This window comes from Ignatzschineria sp. PL_is040, assembly GCF_055813795.1.
In genome coordinates, this window is record NZ_JBVPGU010000001.1 from 606,719 (window position 1) to 629,791 (window position 23,073).

General features: G+C 41.1%; 18 protein-coding genes and 1 CRISPR repeat array. Of the genes, 11 read left to right on the forward strand and 7 right to left on the reverse strand.

Annotation, left to right across the window (positions count from 1 at the left end; all coding sequences use genetic code 11):
- The first annotated feature begins 342 nt into the window (after nt 1-342).
- Nucleotides 343-1,485, forward strand: a complete 1,143-nt coding sequence (gene dnaJ / locus AC0SAP_RS02520) for a molecular chaperone DnaJ (protein ID WP_473382757.1) — start codon at nt 343-345, stop codon at nt 1,483-1,485.
- Nucleotides 1,486-1,638: 153 nt separating this feature from the next.
- Here dnaJ and AC0SAP_RS02525 read toward each other — a convergent pair whose 3' ends face one another.
- The gene (locus tag AC0SAP_RS02525; RefSeq protein WP_473382758.1) at nt 1,639-2,877 is read right to left on the reverse strand and encodes a multidrug effflux MFS transporter; all 1,239 of its coding nucleotides are present in this window, start codon (nt 2,875-2,877) and stop codon (nt 1,639-1,641) included.
- A gap of 388 nt (nt 2,878-3,265) precedes the next feature.
- Here AC0SAP_RS02525 and cysS point away from each other — a divergent pair, with 388 nt between their 5' ends.
- From cysS to AC0SAP_RS02550, 5 genes are all read left to right on the forward strand, one after another.
- Complete coding sequence (gene cysS, locus AC0SAP_RS02530) at nt 3,266-4,630, forward strand: cysteine--tRNA ligase (protein WP_473382759.1); 1,365 nt, start codon at nt 3,266-3,268, stop codon at nt 4,628-4,630.
- Complete coding sequence (locus tag AC0SAP_RS02535) at nt 4,627-4,902, forward strand: HP0495 family protein (RefSeq protein ID WP_094567114.1); 276 nt, start codon at nt 4,627-4,629, stop codon at nt 4,900-4,902. The genes cysS and AC0SAP_RS02535 overlap by 4 nt, the downstream gene beginning before the upstream one ends.
- 358 nt (nt 4,903-5,260) lie before the next feature.
- Nucleotides 5,261-6,328, forward strand: coding sequence for a chorismate synthase (gene aroC, locus AC0SAP_RS02540; protein ID WP_473382761.1), 1,068 nt, complete (start codon nt 5,261-5,263; stop codon nt 6,326-6,328).
- Between the two features lie 288 nt (nt 6,329-6,616).
- A CRISPR array of direct repeats spans nt 6,617-7,665; the repeat unit is 29 nt; unit sequence GTTAACTGCCGTATAGGCAGCTTAGAAAT.
- Between the two features lie 335 nt (nt 7,666-8,000).
- Nucleotides 8,001-9,677, forward strand: coding sequence for a hypothetical protein (locus tag AC0SAP_RS02545; protein ID WP_473382762.1), 1,677 nt, complete (start codon nt 8,001-8,003; stop codon nt 9,675-9,677).
- Nucleotides 9,678-10,340: 663 nt separating this feature from the next.
- Entirely contained in the window at nt 10,341-11,744 is a 1,404-nt protein-coding gene (locus AC0SAP_RS02550; RefSeq protein WP_473382763.1) for an NAD(P)-binding domain-containing protein, read from the forward strand.
- Between the two features lie 200 nt (nt 11,745-11,944).
- Here AC0SAP_RS02550 and bioB read toward each other — a convergent pair whose 3' ends face one another.
- The 6 genes from bioB to AC0SAP_RS02580 all read right to left on the reverse strand — a co-directional run bounded on the left by bioB (nt 11,945) and on the right by AC0SAP_RS02580 (nt 19,386).
- Nucleotides 11,945-12,973: a biotin synthase BioB gene (gene bioB / locus AC0SAP_RS02555; protein WP_473382765.1), complete on the reverse strand. Its 1,029-nt coding sequence runs from the start codon at nt 12,971-12,973 to the stop codon at nt 11,945-11,947.
- Nucleotides 12,974-13,199: 226 nt separating this feature from the next.
- On the reverse strand, nt 13,200-13,790 hold the full coding sequence (locus AC0SAP_RS02560) for a hypothetical protein (RefSeq protein WP_473382767.1): 591 nt from the start codon (nt 13,788-13,790) through the stop codon (nt 13,200-13,202).
- A 345-nt stretch (nt 13,791-14,135) separates the two neighbouring features.
- Entirely contained in the window at nt 14,136-15,233 is a 1,098-nt protein-coding gene (locus AC0SAP_RS02565; RefSeq protein WP_473382768.1) for a ribonucleotide-diphosphate reductase subunit beta, read from the reverse strand.
- 52 nt (nt 15,234-15,285) lie between these two features.
- Entirely contained in the window at nt 15,286-17,529 is a 2,244-nt protein-coding gene (locus AC0SAP_RS02570; RefSeq protein ID WP_109235710.1) for a ribonucleoside-diphosphate reductase subunit alpha, read from the reverse strand.
- 619 nt (nt 17,530-18,148) lie between these two features.
- On the reverse strand, nt 18,149-18,745 hold the full coding sequence (locus AC0SAP_RS02575; RefSeq protein ID WP_473382770.1) for a YfcE family phosphodiesterase: 597 nt from the start codon (nt 18,743-18,745) through the stop codon (nt 18,149-18,151).
- Between the two features lie 92 nt (nt 18,746-18,837).
- Nucleotides 18,838-19,386 (reverse strand): elongation factor P hydroxylase, encoded by a 549-nt coding sequence (locus AC0SAP_RS02580; protein WP_473382771.1) that lies wholly within the window; start codon nt 19,384-19,386, stop codon nt 18,838-18,840.
- Between the two features lie 443 nt (nt 19,387-19,829).
- On the opposite strand from AC0SAP_RS02580, the gene AC0SAP_RS02585 reads away from it, so the two are divergent.
- From AC0SAP_RS02585 to AC0SAP_RS02605, 5 genes are all read left to right on the forward strand, one after another.
- The gene (locus AC0SAP_RS02585; RefSeq protein ID WP_473382773.1) at nt 19,830-20,762 is read left to right on the forward strand and encodes a DMT family transporter; all 933 of its coding nucleotides are present in this window, start codon (nt 19,830-19,832) and stop codon (nt 20,760-20,762) included.
- Between the two features lie 130 nt (nt 20,763-20,892).
- A complete protein-coding gene (gene rhtA, locus AC0SAP_RS02590; protein WP_473382774.1) occupies nt 20,893-21,765 on the forward strand; it encodes a threonine/homoserine exporter RhtA in 873 nt (290 codons plus the stop codon).
- Between the two features lie 4 nt (nt 21,766-21,769).
- Nucleotides 21,770-21,979, forward strand: a complete 210-nt coding sequence (locus tag AC0SAP_RS02595; RefSeq protein ID WP_473382776.1) for a hypothetical protein — start codon at nt 21,770-21,772, stop codon at nt 21,977-21,979.
- A gap of 378 nt (nt 21,980-22,357) precedes the next feature.
- Nucleotides 22,358-22,696, forward strand: coding sequence for a DMT family transporter (locus AC0SAP_RS02600; RefSeq protein ID WP_198959030.1), 339 nt, complete (start codon nt 22,358-22,360; stop codon nt 22,694-22,696).
- Nucleotides 22,696-23,040: a DMT family transporter gene (locus tag AC0SAP_RS02605; protein WP_286480270.1), complete on the forward strand. Its 345-nt coding sequence runs from the start codon at nt 22,696-22,698 to the stop codon at nt 23,038-23,040. The genes AC0SAP_RS02600 and AC0SAP_RS02605 overlap by 1 nt, the downstream gene beginning before the upstream one ends.
- Nucleotides 23,041-23,073 lie beyond the last annotated feature (33 nt).

Below are 23,073 nucleotides of genomic sequence, written 5' to 3' on the forward strand. Positions count from 1 at the left end.
CCACTTACCCACCTTCTATAAATCTAGATTGATAATCTGTTTAACGGCAACAACCAGAAAAACAAAGATAAATATATGAAGATCTATTTGTATTCAGATCTATTCAATCCTATTCACTCCTATTCAATAGGCATTAATAGTAGAAATATTGATATAGATACTCAAAGCACTAAAGGTATTAAAGATATTAAAGATATTAAAGATATTAAAAATGTTGAAGAGAGTGATATTTAACCAATACCGATAGTTTAAATAGTAAAACAGTAAAATAGTTATTACAGAAATCATTTATAGAAGATAGTGATAGAGTCAAACGATAGAGAAATTAAGGAATAAGCATATATGGCGGAACGCGATTATTATGAGGTCTTAGGCGTAGCGAAAACAGCGACACAAGATGAGATCCGTAAAGCTTACAGAAGACTTGCTGGAAAATATCATCCAGACCGTAATTCGGAGAACAAAGAGGAAGCTGAAGCGAAATTTAAAGAGGTTCAGAAAGCCTACGAAGTTCTCTACGATGAAGAGAAGCGAAAAATGTATGATCAATTTGGTCATGCAGGTGTCAATGGTCAAGCGGGTGCTGGACAAGGTGGATTTGGCGGCTTCGGTGGCGCTGATTTCGGCGATATCTTTGGTGATATGTTTGGTGATATCTTCGGTAATCGTGGCGGCGGCGCACAAGGTGGTCCCCGTGCATATCGTGGAGAAGATATTGGTTACCAACTCGATATCACCTTAGAAGAGGCTGTCTTTGGGACAACAACCCGAATCACTGTACCGACAAAAGTTCATTGTCACTACTGTAATGGTAGCGGTGCTGCTGAAGGATCTGAGCCGGTTACCTGTCCAACCTGTCACGGTTTAGGACAAGTTCGTGTATCGCAAGGCTTCTTCTCTGTACAGCAGACCTGCCCTGACTGTCATGGTCGCGGCAAGAAGATTACCAATCCGTGTAAACATTGCCATGGTAGTGGCAGTATTCGCAAGAATAAAACACTTGAGGTTAAAGTACCGGCAGGCGTTGATACTGGTGACCGAATTCGCCTTTCTGGTGAAGGTGAAGCTGGTGAAAATGGCGGACCGAATGGTGATCTCTACGTACAGATTCGCGTGAAGAAACATGCCATCTTCACTCGCGAAGATGAAAACCTCTACTGTGAAGTGCCGGTCAGCTTTACAACCGCAGCATTAGGGGGCGAGATAGAAGTCCCTACCCTCGATGGACGCGTTAACTTAAAGATCCCGGCAGAAACACAGACAGATCGAGTCTTTAGATTACGCGGAAAAGGGGTTAAGCCCGTTCGAGGTGGCGTGCAAGGTGACCTCTACTGCACAATCAAAGTAGAGACCCCGGTTAAATTGAGCAGCGAACAGCAAGAGATGTTGCGTAAATTTGGTGAAACATTAGGGGAAAATCACGCACCTAAACAGAATAGTTGGCTAGATAAAGCAAAACGTTTTTTCGAAGATTTAGGTAAGTAAAATCATTAGCTCGCCTCACGAAAAATAGGAGGCGATGGGATAATGAACCTACTAGCCAATTTTGAGCTAGCATCTTCACATCAGATCCCAAAATAGCAACCAAAAAAAGAGCCCAGGAGTTTAAACTTCTGGGCTCTTTAATCATTCAATCTCCTATTGATCTACGCTTTGATCCACGCTTTGATCTATACTTTGATCCACTCTTACCTCACGCCATGGCTGATAGAGAAGAAAATAAGCAATCGCTCCTGATATTCCCGAAATCCCCATCACGACAGTTAATAGCGCCTGATGATGAGTCACAATATAACTTGCAATCGCCCCCACAAAAAATTGTGTTGCTGAGTTTAGTGCCATTGCTGCTCCCGCTCGATGATAATTGAGCTCAATAATTTGAGAGACAATATTATTCCCTATAAAGCCAGAGACACACATCAAAAGGAAAGTTGAGAGGAAAAAACCAATGAGAGATTGATCTCCCCAAAACAACATAATAATGCCGGCAAGACTGATCCATACAAGCCCAAAAAGGATCAAAGTGATCACACTAAAACGTTTGAGACAGAGAATATTAAGGAGCGCACTAATAATCACTCCAACAATATTGAGCCCAAATAGAATACTAAAATGGAATTCACTTAAACCATATTGTGCCTGATAGAGATAGGAAGAGCCCGTGACATAGGCAAAAACAACACCTGCCGGCAAAGCACAACCGAGCATCGCACCTAAGGAGCGGCGATCTCTCAAGATCAAACCGTAATTTTTAAAGGTCTGGGCAATGCTGATCTCACCTCTCTCCTCTTTTTGGTAAGTCTCCGGCAGAAAGAAGAAGGTGAGAAAGAAAGCTGCACTACCGAAAAAGGTTAATACCCAAAAGAGCGCCTGCCAACTCTTAAAGAGATAGAGTACCGCAACACCGATAAGAGGTGCCAAGAGTGGCGCGATCATCATAATCACCTGCACCACCGACATCATCACCGCAACCTCCTTCCCCTTAAAGACATCTCGAATTACCGCGCGCCCGACCACCATACATGCGCCGGCACCAATTGCCTGAATCAATCGTAACGCTTGCAAACCTTCAATTTGGGAAACTAAGGTACTCAAGATACTGGTGATGGAGTAGATAATCGCTCCGATTAAGATAATATTGCGTCGACCATATTTATCAGAGAGAGGTCCATAAAACATCATCCCAATACAGAGGCCTAACAGAAAGAGCGTTAAGGTCTTTTTAACTTCAGCATCGGTGGTCCCAAATCCCTCCTGTATTTGTAAAAACGCCGGCAGATAGAGATCGATCGACATCGGAGCAAAAGCCCCCATCAGAGTAATGATAATGACCAGCAGTGGAACACCAGGGAGTTTTTTAGGAGTATAGAGAACCATAAATATTGATCGACCTAATCATTAAATTTTAAAATCGTAGAGTGAGAACTTAAATGAAAACTCAAGAAATGAAGACTCAAGAATTCATCGCTACTTACTAACCTCTACAACAAGTTATTGAGAATGAAAATTATATCATATCTACTATCATTTAGAGTTAAGAAGCAATCTATTTAAGATGTATGAGCTAGGCTATCAGCAATTCATTATCAATATAGTGCAAGATGCTGTAAAATAGTGGGCTTATTATTTCATTGAGTAATGGCCGTTTATCGATACCCTTTAAGCAATACTCTTTAAGAGAATCGTAAAGTAGCAAAGACGTAGAGATACTCATAAAATAACGACTGACCGATTGAGTCTTTTTTAAAGCTGGAGATCAAAGAGCATGATTCAAATCTACAATAGCCTAACACGCAAAAAAGAACCGTTTATACCGATTAATCCTGAGCAGATTAAGATGTATGTCTGTGGAATGACGGTCTATGATTATTGTCATATCGGTCATGCTCGCTCTCTCGTCGCTTTCGATATGATCAATCGTTATTTCCGGCATCGTGGCTATAATCTAAAATTTGTACGCAATATTACCGATATCGATGACAAAATTATTGCCCGTGCGAATGAGCGTGGAATTACAATTGATGAGCTAACAGCTGAATTTATCGAAAAGATGAATGAGGATTGTGATGCACTCAATATCTTAAAGCCTGATGAAGAGCCTCGAGCAACAGATCATGTTGCCGGCATGCTCACAATGATTGAGCAATTAATCGAAAAAGGACTCGCTTATCATGCGGATAATGGCGATGTCTACTATCGTGTTCGCCAATTTAAAGATTATGGTAAGCTCTCCAACCAATCGATCGATGAGTTAAGAGCAGGAGAACGCATCGCAATCGACCAATATAAGGAAGATCCCCTCGATTTCGTTCTTTGGAAGCATGCAAAAGCGGGAGAGCCGGCATGGGATTCCCCCTTTGGACCTGGCCGACCCGGTTGGCATATTGAGTGCTCTGTGATGAGTGCAGAACATCTTGGGGAGCATTTTGATATTCATGGCGGTGGAATGGATCTTAAATTCCCCCATCATGAGTGTGAGATTGCCCAATCTGAGGGATGCCACGATAAGCCGATGGCAAACTATTGGATGCATAATGGCTTTATCAATATCGATAATGAGAAGATGAGTAAATCGCTCGGCAACTTCTTCACTATTCGCGAGATTCTTGAGCTCTACCCTGCTGAAGTCTTACGCTTTTTTATCTTAAGCACCCATTATCGTAGCCATATTAACTACTCAACTGATACCATCACTCAAGCAGGAAATGGATTAAAACGGCTCTATACCGCACTCGCTACAGCGCCTAAAGAGATTGTTCCGATGCCGGAGAGTCACCCAATACTGGACAATTTCTACGCAGCTATGGATGATGACTTTAATTCTCCCTTAGCAATCTCCATATTACATGAAGTAGCGAACAACTATAATCGAACTAAAGAGCCTGTTTACTATACGCTTTTAAAAGAGTTAGGTGCTGTACTAGGAATTTTACAACAAGATCCAACCCACTTTTTACAGGGGGATACAGAGCACTTAGCGATCGATATTGATGCAATGATCGCTGCCCGTAATCAAGCGAGAGCCGAGAAGAATTGGGCTGAGTCAGATCGTATACGAGATGAACTTGCCGCATTAGGAATCGCGCTTGAAGATAAAGATGGTCAAACAACTTGGAGAAAAATATCATGATTAATCCAGAAACTGGCGAATCACTTGTCGATTTCCCAACCCACTTTGCATTTAAAGTAACAGGGGAAAATAGTGACGACTTTGAAGAGCTGATTATCGGCTTAATGAAAGAGGTTGACCCTAAACTAGATCACGATCGTATTAAGCGTAATATGAGTAAATCTGGTAAATATATCTCTTTAACTATAGAAGTCTTTGTCACTGAACAGGGACATATCGATAAAGTCTATGAGTTACTAAAAGATGAGAAACGCGTACTTTTCGCAATCTAGATCATAATTCATAACGAAAATTAGCAAATAGCCACACCACAGAGGTCCACTCATATGGACCTCTTTTTTATGCACCCCACTCGCTTCTATAGATACTCTCCTTTGTAGATCCTTTAAGATTCTTTAAAATTCTTTCTAGCAATTCTTTATAGAAAGTAGATAAAAAAGCGACAAACCTTTTTCGGCAATTAAGAGTGCTCTCAAGAAGAAAAACAGAAGGGTGCGACAACTCTAAAAAGGTGCTATTCTGCTCAATGGACTGAATCGAGAGCGATTCAAAATAAATCCAGCAAATAAATGAAATGCAACAATAAAGAAATAAGCAGTTAATCTCATATCGACAAGGGAGAGAAAGTATATGTCGGGCAATAGCATCGGAAAATTATTTTGTGTCACAACCGCAGGAGAGAGTCATGGAAAAGCATTAGTTGCGATTGTTGATGGTTGCCCTCCAGGAATCGAAATTAATGAAGAGATGTTACAAGTCGATCTTGATCGCCGTAAACCAGGACAATCACGCCATACAACTCAACGCAGAGAAGCAGATCGAGTCTCTATTCTCTCTGGTGTTTTTGATGGTAAAAGTACGGGAACCTCTATCGCCCTACTCATTGAGAATGAGGATCAACGCTCGAAAGATTATAACGATATTAAAGATCTCTTTAGACCTGGTCATGCTGATTATACTTATCACCATAAATATGGCGTACGTGATTATCGCGGTGGTGGGCGCTCTAGTGCGCGGGAAACAGCCATTCGTGTCGCTGCCGGTGCAATTGCAAAAGCTGTGCTGAAAAAACTTTATGGAACGGAAATTTATGGTTATCTCTCACAATTGGGGCCGATCAAACCAAGTCAGTTCCAAAAGGCGGCCATTGAAGCGGAAGGAAATCCCTTCTTCTGGCCTTGCTTAGAGGATATGACCGAGCTAGAAAACTATATGGATCAACTCCGCAAATCTGGAAATTCTATTGGCGCGAAAGTCACCGTTATTGCCGAGAACCCTCCTGTCGGTTTAGGAGAGCCGGTATTTGATCGCTTAGATGCCGATATTGCACATGCCATGATGGGGATTAATGCCGTAAAAGGGGTTGAAATTGGTGATGGATTTGCCGCTGTAGAAGCGCTTGGTACCGAATTTAGAGATGAGATCACAGCTGATGGATTCCTCTCTAATCATGCCGGTGGAATCCTCGGCGGAATCTCATCAGGGCAACCTATCATTACCCATATCGCCTTAAAACCTACCTCAAGCCTTCGTTTAGAAGGAAGAACTGTAGATATTGATGGCAATGAGACATCAGTCATCACCAAAGGGCGACACGATCCATGCGTCGGTATTCGCGCAACCCCCATTGCAGAAGCGATGTTAGCGATTACCCTACTCGATCATGCCCTGCGTCATCGCGGACAAACCGGCCAATAAATATCATCAATCGATGAGTCGCCTAACCCACGACTCATTGTGAATTGAGCTTCAATAAAGGGTGAGATTCTTATCACCACTACTCTTCACAAAAGTAGTAAAAATCTCTTTACAGAGGGGGATTAATATGATTTTAACGCGTTAATTCTTTTTTGACCTTTATTTTATGTTCTTTAAAAACTTAGCAATAAATCAATAAGTTATGAAATATGAGGAGATAATAGGTTTTTAAAGGCAAAACCACCTTAAACTTAGAATACTCAGCCCTTTTAAGACTTAAATCTATTGGTTAACTGCCGTATAGGCAGCTTAGAAGTTTCGGTGTATCTCGTACGCGCAAAAACGTCCGTTAACTGCCGTATAGGTAGCTTAGAAGCCATTGCCATATTCAGAAATCAAAGCAACAGCGTTAACTGCCGTATAGGTAGCTTAGAAGATTTGAAGTTAAAATCGCCGTTCTCTGATTGCGTTAACTGCCGTATAGGTAGCTTAGAAAGATTTTTTGTCGATGCGCTTTCTCTTAGAATCGTTAACTGCCGTATAGGTAGCTTAGAAACTGTCTCTAAATCGACTTGCCCCAATCGTTTTGTTAACTGCCGTATAGGTAGCTTAGAAATGAAATGGTAGGTAGGTCTAAAGAGGCAATGGGTTAACTGCCGTATAGGTAGCTTAGAAATGCAAAGTGTTCCAAAAGATCGATGCAAGCTAGTTAACTGCCGTATAGGTAGCTTAGAAAATCGCATCGCCTACACAATTCAGCTTGATCTCGTTAACTGCCGTATAGGTAGCTTAGAAAATAGCTATCCAATTCCCAAATGTATTCTGTCTGTTAACTGCCGTATAGGCAGCTTAGAAATTGCCGATCTTTAATCTCTCCACTTACAACCAGTTAACTGCCGTATAGGCAGCTTAGAAATTAGGCGTTCCGTTGTATCCACTCGATATGATGTTAACTGCCGTATAGGCAGCTTAGAAATGAGGTTGTTGAAGATGTTGGGTGTGCTGGTGGTTAACTGCCGTATAGGCAGCTTAGAAATTCTTGCTTCTTGCTCTGCTACTTGCTCTAAAGTTAACTGCCGTATAGGCAGCTTAGAAACTTATCTTTTCCCCTCAAATTTCCGTCAGTGTGTTAACTGCCGTATAGGCAGCTTAGAAAAGAGTCTTACTTCGTGAGATCTGTATCAGATTGTTAACTGCCGTATAGGCAGCTTAGAAATACAAAATTCAGCTCTAGCCAATTTTAATACCGTTAACTGCCGTATAGGCAGCTTAGAAATCTAGCGATCTTAGAAGCTGGTTCGCACATACGTTAACTGCCGTATAGGAAGCTTATAAATACTTCCCCTGGAAGGAACGCAACTATTGCTGCTAACTACTATTTAAGTAACTCATTCAATATATGATCTATTTCAATATGCGCTTTAAGTTAAAAATAATTAATATATCAAATAGAGGATCAACAAAGGCTATCGATAAAGTCAAAACAGTTAAGATAATAACTCCAATAAAAATATCACTACGATCAATTAAAAGAGTGCAAAATCAATCCTTAATATATTATTCACAACAACATAATCATAAGGCTGATAAGATGGGGCTATTGACCTGATGAGTCCCTTCACTTAATGTGGAAGTGCGCAGCTCGCAAAGATTATGCAATAGGGATAAATATATGACCATCCATTTCAAAATCCGTACCCTCTTCTTCACCCTTCTTCTCCTCTTTTCAATGGCGACTTCCCTCTCGATGGCGGAAGATACCCCCTTAGAAGAGCGGACAGAAAAACTCAACGATATTGAGCTCAAACTCGATGATATTATTGAGCGTAAGAAAGCTCTCCAAAAGCAGCTTAAAGATAGAGCGCTCTCTGAAGAGGAGGTAGCAGATCTCAATCAACGCCTCCAAACCTTGATGCATCAACAGAAAGAATTTAATGCACTCTTCGAGCAGACAGCTCTTGGAGGAATTGATCTCTCCCTCTTTAATGAACCTGAGATAGCGCCGGAAACAGAAACACAGATCAATTATGATTGGCAACAGGAAGTATTACAGATTTTGCAACCCTTCTTTGCACAGATGCAACGTGCAACTGAAAAAGCGCGAACAAAAGATCTCCTCATTGAAGATACACGTGAGCTGGCAAAAAAGATTGAACTTGCTCAATTTGGACTCAATACCCTACAGAGTATCGATCGAGAGGATCTCAATCCCAAATCACTCGCGGCGATTACCAAGATCGAAGAGCAATGGACCGATAGGATCAAATCTTTAGAGCATCAGAAAAATATTGTAGATCTTAAGTTACAAGATCTCACCGATAATCGCCCCTTTTTAGTCAAACTTTGGGATAATCTCTGGCATTTTATTACAGAGGAAGGGATCACGATTGTGATCGCTTCAGCCGCATCACTCATCTTCTACTATCTCTTTAGGCAGATTATTCTGCTCTACTCCAACTACCAACAGCGCGATCGAAAACGAACCCTCGATTTTAAATGGCGCTTTATGATGCTTTTACTGCAAGCGGCAAACTTCCTTCTCACCTTAACGATCTTTCTTGTTATTCTCCATACGAGTGGGAATCTCATGCTCTTTGGAATTGTGGTCTTCGCTCTCTTGATGCTCGTTGTCAGCTTTAGGGCAAAATTTCCACTCTATCTGCAAAAATTACGGATCTTCCTCAACCTTGGGCAGGCACGAGAAGGTGAAAGAATTATCTATGGCGATATTCCATGGGAGATTAAAAAGATCAGCCTCAATTATGTCTATCTCACCAATCCACTACTCGATAATGGTACGGTGCGTGTCACCATCGATCTCCTCGATAAATTCTATTCTCGCGAAACAATCACCGATGAGCTCTGGTTCCCGAGTCGAAAAAATGACATCTTACTTCTTCCTGATAAACGGATCATCAAAGTATTAAGACAGACTCCAGAATCGATCTATCTCGATCATGATGGCTCAACGATTGTGATGCCGACTGCGGAATTCTATAAGCTCAAATTTAGCAATCTATCCAGAGGATATAGCTTAACGCTCAACTTTACGATGGAGGAGCCTAATCCTGAATCCCCTCTCACATTCGTTGAAATTGAAGAGAGTATGGTCAATGCCATCAAATCTGAATTTGCGCAATATGAAGAGGGATTACCAAATGGCGTTAAAAATATCACCTTCTATCTACGGCAGCTGCTCTCCGGCACAACAACAAGCTATCAAGTTGTTGTGGAGATGGCCCCAAATGCTGCTAAATATTATCTTCTTGCAAGAACTGCCCTCAATCGTGCGATTATTACTAATGCCCGTAAAAATGGCTGGCCAATCCTCTTAACAGAGAATATCTAATAGGCGTTGAAGCAATCAATACCGCTCTATAGCATTTTATAGCGATAGAGCGGTTATCATACCTGCAACACCTTCCTAAAATTTTCCTACAATTTCAACACATAGTAATATTTATAGAAGGTTAACCTCCCACTATTGAGAGAAAATGGCTCACTACTTTTTATCACCTAGATACATTTCAACCACTTTTCTTCCCTTCTCTTGTCTCTTTTTCCCCTTTTAGCACACAACTAATTGTAAATAATTTTGGCAAAAGGCCGATAAATCGCCATTTGAGATCTTCTTAATCTTCACTAAATGATAAAAAAATCACCATTGATCAATATTTAATCAATTGCCGTTTTCCCTTGATTGAAGCCTCTCTTTTATTTTTTATAGCTGAAAACTACAATATAACTACACAAAGATCTCTTCTCTTTTCTCAATAGAGGCTCACTCCCCATAGCTATCGCCTTAAAGCGCCTATGGCTCTTCCTCTTAAAATGGTCGAAAAGCATTTCAAGCATGCGCTGAGCGAACAGAAGTTAATAAAAACGGTTACTTTTAAGATGACCCCTAAAGAGTGCGTTTTAATACAGCGTTTTTCAAGAATTGTCAATATTGTATCAAGTTTTATTTTTCGATACTGTTATAAGCGTTATTGGCAAACGTAGAAAGGTATTTATGAATCAACAAACTAGAATTGCAGTATTAGGCGCAGGCCCAAGCGGACTTGCACAATTAAGAGCTTTCCAAACATTACGTGACCAAGGAACAGAGATTCCTGAAATTGTCTGTTATGAAAAACAGGAAGATTGGGGCGGTATGTGGCGCTACAATTGGGAAACCTGTACAGACCGTAACGGAGAGCCCGTACATGGCAGTATGTATCGATTCTTGTGGATCAACGCACCTAAAGAAGCACTCGAGTTTGGTGACTACACATTTGATGATCATTTCAAAGAGCCGATTCCATCCTATGTCCCAAGAGCGGTATTGAAAGAGTATGTAATCTCGCGTGTTGAGAAGAACAATGTTCGTCAATATATCCGTTTCAATCATGCGGTGCGTTGGGTTGAATATAATGAAGAGACAGAGAAGTTTACTGTTTCTGTCATGGATCATAATCAGAATAAGTTAATTACAGAAGAGTTTGATTATGTTGTCTGTGCAACAGGTCACTTCTCTACGCCGAATATCCCAAGATTTGATGGTTTATCGATGAGTTCTGGTCGTGTCCTTCACTCTCATGAGTTTAGAGATGCCCGTGAATTTAAGGGCCAGGATGTCTTAATTATCGGTAGTAGCTACTCTGCTGAAGATATCGGTACACAATGTTACAAATATGGTGCTAAATCGATCACCTTTAGCTATCGTACCAATCCTATCGGTCATGATTGGCCTGAAGGTTTTACTGAAGTTCCCCTTCTTGAAAGAATGGATGATGATGTTGCACACTTTAAAGATGGCACAAAGAAGAAGATCGACTCTGTCATTCTCTGTACAGGCTTTAAGTTCAACTTCCCATTCTTACATGATAATGTTCGCTTAGTTGCAAAAGAGAGTATCTATCCTGAGAATCTCTATAAAGGTGTCTGCCTGATCGATAACCCCAAAATGTTCTATGTGGGAATGCAGAATCAGTACTACACCTTCAACATGTTTGATACTCAAGCATGGACTGTACGCGACATGATTATGGGAACGCAAAAACTTCCTTCAAAAGAGGAGATGCGCAAAGATAGCCAGAAATGGATCGATCGTTTAGAGAAGCTCTCAACAGACCATGAATTTATCGATTATCAAGCATCCTATATTGAAGAACTGCTTAAAGATACAGATTATCCTGACTTCCATGTACATGAGCAGGGATTAATCCTCAAGTCATGGCAAGAAGATAAGAAGGAAGATATTATGGGCTTCCGTAATAAGAGCTATAGCTCAACAATTACCGGCACATTAGCTTCTGCCCTACCAAAGCCTTGGATGGAGATTATGGATGACTCCTATCGCGGCTTTATGGCACAAGAGTTTGTCGAAGCAAAAGAAGATGCTTTAACAGGTGAACCTGTTGAGTGTGAAAAGTAATAGAAGTCACAAAAAACTCACCAATAGAGCTCTCATCTAAAATTCTCATTGATCCTTAAGATTAGGATTTAGGATTAGGATCAGGAGAAAATGAGAAAAAGAGAAAAAGAGAGGCTTTATAAAGAACCCCCTTTAAGTGATCACTTAAAGGGGGTTTTCAGTATCAGTCGATAATATCACGAAACTTAATGGTTAAGATATTAAGCCGTTACGGCAGCTTTTTTGACCGACTCTTCTAGATCATTTTTTGCCGTATGGGGATTATGCCCTGGTTTATAAGGATCGTGCGTTGCCGTAATATCGAGCTTCTCAAAGAGCTCCTTATCGGTAATTTGATCCGCATTTGGCGTTGTTAAGAGCTTATCACCATAAAAAATGGAGTTAGCACCCGCCATGAAACAGAGCGCTTGCAGCTCTTCGCTCATCGTTTCGCGACCAGCAGAGAGACGCACCATCGATTTCGGCATCATAATACGTGCTACTGCTATCGTTCTTAAAAAATCAAAGTCATCGACTCGCTTATTCTCTTCAAAAGGCGTTCCGGCAATTGGAATAAGGCGATTGATCGGAACACTCTCTGGTGGCGTTCCCATATTCGCTAACTGGACTAAAAGTGAAGCTCTATCACGGACAGACTCACCTAATCCGATAATTCCCCCTGAACAGACCTTAATGCCGGCATCACGCACATAATCGAGCGTATCAAGACGATGTTGATAGCTATGTGTTGTGACAACACTCGCATAATATTCAGGAGAAGTATCGAGATTATGATTGTAGTAATCTAAGCCAGCATCCGCTAATTCTTCAGCCTGCTCAGCATTGAGATGCCCAAGCGTCATACAGGTCTCTAATCCAAGAGATTTAACCCCTTCGATCATCATCTTAATCATCGGCATATCGCGAGCTTTAGGATTACGCCAAGCAGCCCCCATACAGAAACGGCTTGCGCCCGTCTCTTTTGCCGCTTTCGCTTCATTAATAACCTTCTCAACCTCTAGTAACTTCTCTGGCTCTAATCCTGTATCGTAACGAACGCTCTGTGCGCAATATTTACAATCTTCTGAACAATTTCCCGTCTTAATTGAGAGCAATGTACTTACTTGAACCTTTGTAGGATCAAAATTTTGACGATGAACTCTCTGTGCTTCAAAAAGTAACTCAAAAAGTGGTTTTTCAAAGAGCGCTAATGCCTTCTCTATTGACCACTCATTTGTGTAATATTCCATTGTTGTTATTCCTCCAGCCCTTAAGAGCATTCTTAGATATAAACGTACCGTACTATCATAGGGGAAATAGAGATGAAATGTGATTTTATTTAAGATTATTGATGACTCTTTACTCATTTCACCATGACTGTAAAGAGCCATATTCTTCTAATGAATCCTCATAAAAAAGCGACTCTCCTCAAAGAGTCGCCGGCACACTCTATAAATGTCTCTCTTTTTCTCTAATCTAGAGGGTATAACCCGCATAATGGCTTAAGTAATGGGCTAATGTTCTTTTTGTAGAAAAGTCAGCACTTCTTCGTAATGCATAACCTGAAGCATATGCCTCAATCTCTATTAATGCGGCACTTGAGAGTCTGATATCTTTGTTTTGATGATACCAACATTGCTCCTCCCAAGAGTAGTAGCCGAGTAATTTCGATCGCTGATTTTCTCTATCTACTTTATAGCCCTGATCAGTAGCACTATTTAAGTCTGTTGCGGGATTATCTCTCAACCAGATACCGATGCGCCCTGATGCAGGAACGCATTGTAGAAAGAGCTGATAAGGAGAGGCTTGTAACTGATATTGATGTACCGCTATTTGATCAAAATCGATCTGCTTAGAATCGGTCTCTCTAAGATGGGGATCAGAGGCAAAATGGTGAGCATTCCCTCGCTCTAAAGCATCTTTTCTGTCTGATCTATTGTTATTCTTATCATTATTGACATTATTGTTATTATAATTTTGTTTCTGACCGCGTTGATGCTCAACTGATTGATTGTTTTGTTCAGAATCGATATTTTGCATATCAAAATGAATATGATGTTTTGTCATTTTCTATCCTTTTTAGCTGAAATGTAAGGGCCGCAATTAGGAAATCGCCCCAAATAAAAGAAGTGATCTCAAGAGATCACCTTCATAGAATAGAAGAATATGCGATCCTACGCAATAGATATTTCAGTGCCACATCAATCAATAATAGAAATGCCCCATAGAGTATTAGAGTATCTAGCAATGACAACAAAAAAAATAATAACAACAAACGTAACAACAAAGGCAACAATAAGAAGCAGCAATAAAAAAGATCCTAATCATTAAATTAGGATCTTCCAACTAATGATAGATAAAAATAGATAGATATCAAAATTTAGACATCTATTTAGAGATATCTATTTATATTTAGATATCAAAAATCTCATCTTCCGCATCATCCATTACGCTATTGAGACGATAGTTGGTATTATCCATCTCTTGGTTCGCATTTTGCGTTTTATTAAGATCGAACCAGTTATCCATCCAGGAGAGCGGATTCTTCTCAACACGCTTATACGGGTTTTCTAACCCGAGGAATTGATAGAGATCTTGAGCATTCCAAAGAACCCACTCATTTAGAAGCATCTCATTGAGCCCTACGATCGAACGCCCTTCACTAAAGAGATAACGATTCCAATCAAACTCCTGATCGATCACTGATTTAATGATCTCATAGACAGCATCCTTATTCTCATGAAGAAGCTCAACCCACTCAGGATCTTTAAAGAGGATCTCTAAAACTGCCTCATCCATCATCACGTGAACCTGCTCATCTTGGGCAATCTTCTGAACGAGTTTCGCAATACCTTGGAAGATATTTTGCTCAGCGAGTGCAAAAGTACAAGCAAATGAGCTCATAAACTCAATTTTTTCTAAGCAGTAGAGCGCAATAAAAGCACGAAGAATGACAGATTTTAACTCTCTTGAGTCACGATCAATTTTCCCTAACTTATAGAGCGCACCATAACGATCTAACGTATCAAAACAATCGATCACCGTTGTAGAGCGGTTAAGAACTTCATCATTACGCATCACCTCTTTAAAGACCTCTTGAGGATCAGAGATACATTGACGAATAATCTCAGAATAGGTCAATGCGTGAAGATTCTCCATCTCCGACTGTTTTGAGAGCATCACCCAAAGCTCAGAGTTTGTCACAAACGGCGCAAAGAGTGGCGCAATCGTTCTTGATGCGACAGAGTCAAGCTCCCATTGGAATGCGAGCGTCTTGACCATGATATCATAGTTGTTCTTAGAACAGTTTAGGAGGTCCATGCGAGATTGTTCAAGATTGACCTCATCTTCAGTCCAATCCATCGATTTTTGCAACTTATAGAGATCAAATAGACGCGGATATGGCGTATTGATCGAATCATAAAGTGCTAAAGGTTCACCTAAAAAGAGTGGGTACTGACCTGTTTGCCAGTTATCATTCTTCTGATTAAATATTGATATATCTTGCATAAACTTTCTCCAGTAAAACGACGAAATTTGCAGGACTTCGTCGATTATTCAATTAAAGTGTGCATGCTCCGCCGGCGCAACTCTGATCCTCTACCTTCTCATACCCTTCATGGACAATGCCTGAAGCACTATTGAGATAGTAGCGGGTCTTACAACCTAACTTCATCATATAGATAAAGTCAGAGAGGAGCTGTCTGCTCGAAATCGTCTGCTGATTTTGTAAATTGAGGTAGAGGTCAGCACTAATCGCTTGCCCTGTAAATTTCTGAATGATGGCATACATTTCGATAAGATCTTTAGAATCGAGATTCCAAGCGATATCGTAGTAAGGCGCTAACTCATCCATATCAGGAGCGAGTAGAAGATTCTTTCCTGTTCCTGAGGTCTTCATCACTTTCAAGTTACGAATGGGATAGAGTCCATTTGTAGTATTTGTCAATTGTGAGCTAGATTCCACCGGCATCATCGCTTCTAATACCGAGTGACGAATCCCTCCCTGCGCAATAATTCCTTGGCGAAGGCTCTCCCAATCATACACTAATGGCTGCGTATGCACACTGTCGACATTACGATTGTAGGTATCGATCGGCAACCAACCTTCCGGATACTTCGTACGATCAATCCATGCAGCATTCCCCTTCTCTTCTGCTAAGCGTAAGCTTGCTTTATGGAGGAAATAGGAGTGACGCTCAGCAATAAAGTGAATGTAGTTTTTACCCTCTTTTGAAGCGTAGCTCAATTTTTGAAGTGCCATCTCATGCGCAAGGTTTGTGATCCCTACACCAATTGAACGACGTGCTTTTGCCGTTGTCTCAAGTGATGCAAATGGATACTCCATAATCTCAATAACATTATCAATCATCAAGGCGCAGTAGTAAGCAACATCTTCATACTCCTCTTCCGAGACGCGCCCTACCACTATTGAAGCGAGCGAACAGAGACCGATCTCCCCTTCAGGGTCGCTTGAGTAGAGATCAGGCATGCCAGTATAAGGTTTTGTCGGCAGTGCGATCTCAAGACAGAGATTTGAAGAGTAGATTGTATCTTTAAATGGAGTATGACGATTCATCTCATCAATATAGGTGAGATAGATACGCCCTGTTTCTGCCGCTTCTGTTAATGATTTAATCGCAATATCACGCGCTTTAACCAATGTCTTTTCGATAGAATCATCTGCTAAGACACGCTCATATTCTTCTTTAAACGCTTCATAATTTTCACTATAGAAGAGCTCATAAAGTTTTGGTGCATGGAGCAGACTTACTAACATCCAATCTTCATTACGCGCCACTTTCTCAACAAAGTAACGATTCACTAACATCGCATAGTCGATATCACGAATACGTTTTTGCGTGATAGTTGTTGGATTTTTCAAGACTAAAAGGTCGAAAATTTCAGGATCTAACACATTGAAGTAGACCGTTGCTGAACCACCACGAGATGCTTGCATATTGGCATGTACTGCCGATTGAATCATCCGATAATAGGGTAATTTCCCTTGATGCACAACGCGCCCCTCTTTCACCGGATCACCTTTCGAACGGGTTAAAAGATGGGAACCGATTCCCGCTGAAGCACAGGTCATCATATAGGCAATATGGTCACCCACCGCTAAGCTCTTCACATTATCTGCCGTGGTATAGACACAGCATGAAGCATAGCCTTTATGGGGAGTACGCATATTGATCAACATCGGCGTAGGCGTATTGATCTTTAACTCATTCAGATAACGATAGAGTTTCTTAATATCTTCCATACGGCGTTCACGGGGTTGGTTCTGCATATTTTGCATCGCCATGCCCATAAACATAAATTGAGGTGACTCTAGGCAGAGTCCTGTTACACGATTGCTGATCAAGTAACGATCTTTCATCTGACGAAGCGTTGTATAGTTGTAGTTAATATCGATATTGTGATCGATAATCTCTTCCAATGCCTCTAGCTCTTCACGGGTGTAATCCATCGCTTCCCAATGGTTAAGCGCCACCATATGATCATAAAACTCAGGAAGCGTTGGAATCTTTTTAAAACCGCCAAAAGCTTCTTTATAGATCGTTCCAATTAAAAGGCGACCTGCCATCTTTAGGTGCTGATGATCCTCACGTTCAACACAAGCGTCAATCATCGCCTTATGTAGTTCTAGCGTTGTGCAACCGTCATAACATTTACGGTAAGCTTCTAAAGCGATCGCACTCCAATCAACCTCATAATGAGCAGCAAATTCAGCCCATTTATTGAGTTTATCGGCATCGAACTTCTCTCGTTCGCCATTACTTTTAACTACGTAATTAATCATCTCAGCACCCTATGTCAATTTGAAATTTTAAATTTTTCTCATCACTAAAAAGCAAAAAATTCCCGCCTCCGACCTGATGATGAGAGATGGAAATTTGTTCAACAATTGCTTGACTCATTAATAAACGATGGGAATAAATGATGAGAAAAACTCAAGATAAATTTGAGAGACTACTATACCACTCTTATCACTTAATCGTAAGCTGAAGACTTGCCCGTTTTATCCTCGATCATCCACTTGAAAAGTGGTAAAAGATAGTAATGATAGCCCCTTTCAAAGGTTCCTATCGCTCTCAAAAAATTTAAAAATATTTCCCTTGAACAAATTCTTTTTTACTGCCTACAATCTTTCCGGCAATCAATTTAAAGTCTCTACAATCAGCTAATTATCGATCAATTCAAAACTATCTCTCCACTATTTCTCTACTATTAGTTGCTATAAACTAATCAGACTCTCTGAAAGATCTCTCTCATTTGCGTCCTCTTTTTCAAAAAAGAAGAGGGGGTATTTTAAGAACCCCTTTTGAGATCCCTTATAAGGAACCTTATAAGATTAAGATCGATCTTAAATACTCGCGAAAAACCATCGATTAACACGCTCTATCCCCCGCTATTGGCCTCTATTTCCTCAAGGTGAAAAAGTACTCTTCCACTCTGCGCTCTGCATCTACTTTTAGAAGAAGATATCCTCTCTGAGAACCCCCACGTGGATAGCGAATCGCACCGGGACTAAAGAGTTGAATCCCCTCAATCTCTTTAGCTGCCGGAATATGGAGATGACCATGAAGCGCAATATCAGCATGATTGATTTTAGCTCTCTTAATGACCGTAGCTTCAACTTCGCGATAGCTAGCGATATGACCATGAGTCAGATAGATTCGTCTCCCGGCAATCTCTACTACATTCTCTAAAGGAAAATTAAGGCGACTATTCGGTGCTATATGGGGATCATTATTACCGCTAACGCCATAAAATGGCAGATCAGGAAAGATATATGCTGCCTCTAAAAGTTCCTCGGCACCATCGCCTAAAAAGAGCACTGCTGAGATTCGATTCTCCCATCGGGTAATAATATCAACCACACTGCTAAGATCACCATGAGAATCGGAAAGAACGAGCAATAGCTTATCTTCAGGCTTCAAAGTTGCTTCGATATCTTCACGCAATCGATCCTCTCTCTCATCCCATTGCTTAATCGGCTGTCTAATCTCTTCCATTGTTTCTCCTATCGCCTCTTTAAATCCTCTTTAAATCTTCTTTAAATCTCTGTTGCGCAGGCAGATATCTCTACCCCTTACTGAAACTTTCTCTAAAGATCCCAAATCGTCTCGGGATAGGGAAAATCAGCTTCTCTTAATGGAGGTGTTTGATAAAAGTGTTGTAGTGCCACTATCAATTGTTCTCCACGCGGGGGAATTCCTTCATTGAGCATCTTAATCACTTCCTGCTGAACTCGCTGCTGAAATTGAAGGCGATCAGGCTCAAAATCGCCGGCAAGGTTATCACAGCTGACAGAAAATTGACGACCACAAGCTTGTGAAAAGAGCCACTCTAAGGCTTGAGGGCGAATCTCATGCGTTTCAAATTGAGCTTGGGTCGCTTCATCCCGGCCATCGGGGCAATACCAATAACCAAAATCGACCAACTGTCGTCGCTCCCGACCGGCAATACACCAGTGGGCAATCTCATGAAGCGCGCTCTGAAAGAAGCCATGGGCGAAAATAATTCGATGATGAGGAGAATTTGCATCTGCCGGCAGATAGATCGGCTCATCATCCCCTTTGACTAAGATGGTATTTTCACTCTCCAAAAAAGTGTTATTGAAAATCTCAATCAGATCCTCATAGCGGTGATTCATGATGCGCTCCTACTCATTGATCAATAATTTTGATAATAGATTGATTCTGCCCCGTTATAATCTGGGACGCTATTTTACCATAAGCTAATCCTTCACTTCTTGACTAAGAAGCAAAAGGAGATAGGTATAAAAAAGAGGGCAGAAGAGATAAGAAAATATAAGAGAGATATAAGAGAGAGAGATAGGAAAAAAGAGGAGGAAAATAACAGACAAATTTTAACTTTGATATTTTTGACTTTGATATAGTAGAGAGCGGTATCGATATTACACCCCATTTAATCGATCGACTCTTACAAAGTGTCAATAGATTATGACTTCGCCCATACCATGAACGAGAGGCATAATTATAAAGATAAAGAGAGAAGTGATAAGCTTTTGACAAAATCAGGCTTCACTACCATCAGCCCACCCTATTTCAGCTATCTACACCGAAGAGTTTTATTATGATGGAGAACACCCTAACGCCGGCACTCAATAATCGCTCGGCATTAACAAAGATGTCGATCGCCATGATCCTTTTTGGATCTGTTGGCTTCTTTTCCCAGCGAAGCGGTATCCCGGCGCTCGAACTTGTTTTTATTCGTTGCATCTGTGCTTGCCTCTTTTTGGGGCTCTTTTGGTGGCTGACAGGCCAACTACGCCGAGAACGCTGGATTCCTAAAGAGGTTATCAAGATCTTAATCTGCGGCATCTTCTTGATCCTCAATTGGGTCTACTTCTTCAAAGCAATTGAAGAGAGTGGCGTAACGGTTGCGATCTCCATCTACCACCTTGCGCCAGTCATTGTGATGATTCTAGGGGCATTTATCTATAAAGAGCGACTCACCCTCATTCCGCTATCGGCCATTATTATCTGCTTTATCGGCACCCTAGCAATTGCAGAGATCAATCAAACAGAATCAGTTGCCGACTTTTTCAGTAAAGGTTTAATCTATGGACTTCTCTCAGCACTTTTCTATGCCCTCTTAACCTTAACCGGCAAAGGCTTTAAATATGCGAGCTCCTACGCCATCACCACTATTCAGGTACTCTTTGGCGCCCTGCTATTAGCCCCCTTTATCGATTTCTCTCTCTTTGAAAATTTAACCTCTCTTAACTGGTTCTATATCCTTATTACAGGCTTTGTCCATACCGGCATTGTCTTCTATCTCTTCTTCGATTCTATCCGCTCACTGAAGACAGAAACGATCGCACTTCTTGTCTTTCTCGATCCCCTCGTTGCAATTTTGATGGATATCTTTATCACAGGATTCTTCCCTTCTCCCGAGCAGTGGATCGGCATTATTGCGATCTTTGGTGGAATGGCATTGACACTCCTACCACGGAAAAAAGTTAAAAATAGACATTCAAAATCTACATTAAAAAATATGGGTTAAAAATAAATAATCCTCAGATCAGATTCAAATGACTTTGTTGCGCCAAAAATAGTCCCATCATGATACAATTAGCCCCCATTAACATCTGTTGATGATCTCTCTTTAACCCCTATAACGATCTGATATTATTATGATTCATTCAAACCGTGGTTTTCTTCTTCCGCTCCTCTGCCTCTTTGCGGCAATGATCTCGATCCAAGGGGGCGCAACATTAGCAAAACAGCTCTTTCCTTTGGTAGGCGTAGAAGCGGTTACTGCTTATCGCCTAGGATTTAGCGCAATCATTTTGCTGATCATCTTCAAGCCCTGGAAGCGGAAATTGCAGGTGGGATATCGTCGCTATCTGCTCTACTATGGGATCACTCTGGGAACGATGAATTTTCTCTTCTATCAATCAATTAAAACTATTCCTCTTGGAATCGCGGTAGGATTAGAATTTACCGGCCCTTTAGCTGTTGCTCTCTTTGCTTCACGCAGAAAAATTGATTTTCTCTGGATCGGCTTAGTCGTCCTCGGATTATTAGCACTCATCCCTTTTCAAGATAGTAGCTCAATCGATCTGCTAGGAGTCTTCTATGCATTAACAGCAGGTGTCTGTTGGGCACTCTATATTGTTTTTGGTCAAAAAGCGGGGAACTACTACGGAACGGCAACTGTTGGTATCGGAGCGGCAATTGCTGCCATTATCTATGTTCCCATCGGTATTGCGAGCGGAGGATTCTCCATTTTTGCACCTCAATATCTGCCGATGGCGATCGCCGTTGCCGTCTTAACATCGGCACTCCCCTACGCACTTGAGATGATGGCGCTGACCCGAATGCCGGCAAAAACATTTGGGACATTAACCAGTTTAGAACCCGCCATTGCTGCTATCTTTGGATTTATTATCTTGAGTGAGGTTCTCTCTACGGTACAACTTGGGGGGATTTTAGCGATTATTATCGCCTCTCTCGGCGCCTCTCTCTCCTCAAAACCGATTGAAACTGTCAAAAAGGTGAATTAAGTAGATGCCATTTGATCGAGACTTTAAGCAATATCAACAGAAAAAAGGGATAACAGGTCGCTTTGGAAAGTGGATCGGCGCAATCCTCCTGATCTTTCTTTTACTCTTTATTATGAATCATCTTGTTAAAAAGAATGTTGCAGAGCTCATTGAGCAACAGCAAACGACAAAATTGCCGGCTGATCATTCACAGATCATTCACAATAATCTTTGATCAGCTATCAAGCATCAGAGCGTCGCTTCACGAAGTTGAAATTTCTCTCTTATCCCATATTGACATTCTCTTAAGAGAGAATAAAATATATTCACGATTAACAACTCTCCTAATTTTATGCGCTTTAGCGACAAACAGCAGTACAACCACTCTTCTCTTTTTATTGCCCGATTCTGTCTTCTCTGCTATCGGCGCGGGTGAACTCACCCCTTGATGAATCCTCCTCGATTCATCGATGATCCTTAATCTTGGGTCATCACTCTCAAGCACAATCAAAAACTATCAGAAAATATCAAGTCTAAGTGGAAATCTACTAGGCACAATCACGATTGCCTATCCCAACTTATCAATTATCGTTATTTATATACGGAAACTATTATGAACAAAGCGTGGATTTACGTTGCGCTCACCTCTATTTTTGAGCTGATATGGCTTTATGGATTTAATGTAGCATCAACTTGGTGGCACTGGGCTATCGTTGGTATCTTTGTCCTCCTCGACCTCAACTTTCTTGCGAAAGCTTGTGAAGGGCTTCCCACCGGGACCGTTTATGCGATCTTTGCCGCAAGTGGTACGGTCGGTACAGTCTTAATGGATTACTTCCTCTTTGATGAAACCATCACAGGAGAGATGCTCTTCTTTATGGGAATTATTTTAGTGGGAGTTTTAGGACTCAATCTCTTTGATGTCAATATTCGAGAAGAGGAGAATGCATAATGGGAATCTCATATATTACAATCGGTTGGATTTTTGTGGCGCTTGCCTCTGTCGCTGAACTGATCGGTGTCTTTGGATTGAGCCTCTATAGCCAAAATAGAACCTTGATCAATCGGGTACTCTATTATGGTGGGATCTTTGCATCCTTTGCCCTTCTCTACTTCTCATTCCGCTTTTTACCGCTTAGTATCGCTTATACCGTCTTTACAGGAGTGGGGACAGCTGGTGCGGTGACGCTCAACATTATATTTTTCAATGAATCGAAAAATATTAAGAGAATTTTGAGCTTAGCAGCAATTATTATTGGCGTAGTCGGTCTACAGCTCGTCACGGCAACACAATAAATAAGAGAGTGCTCTCAATAGCATAAGATGAGA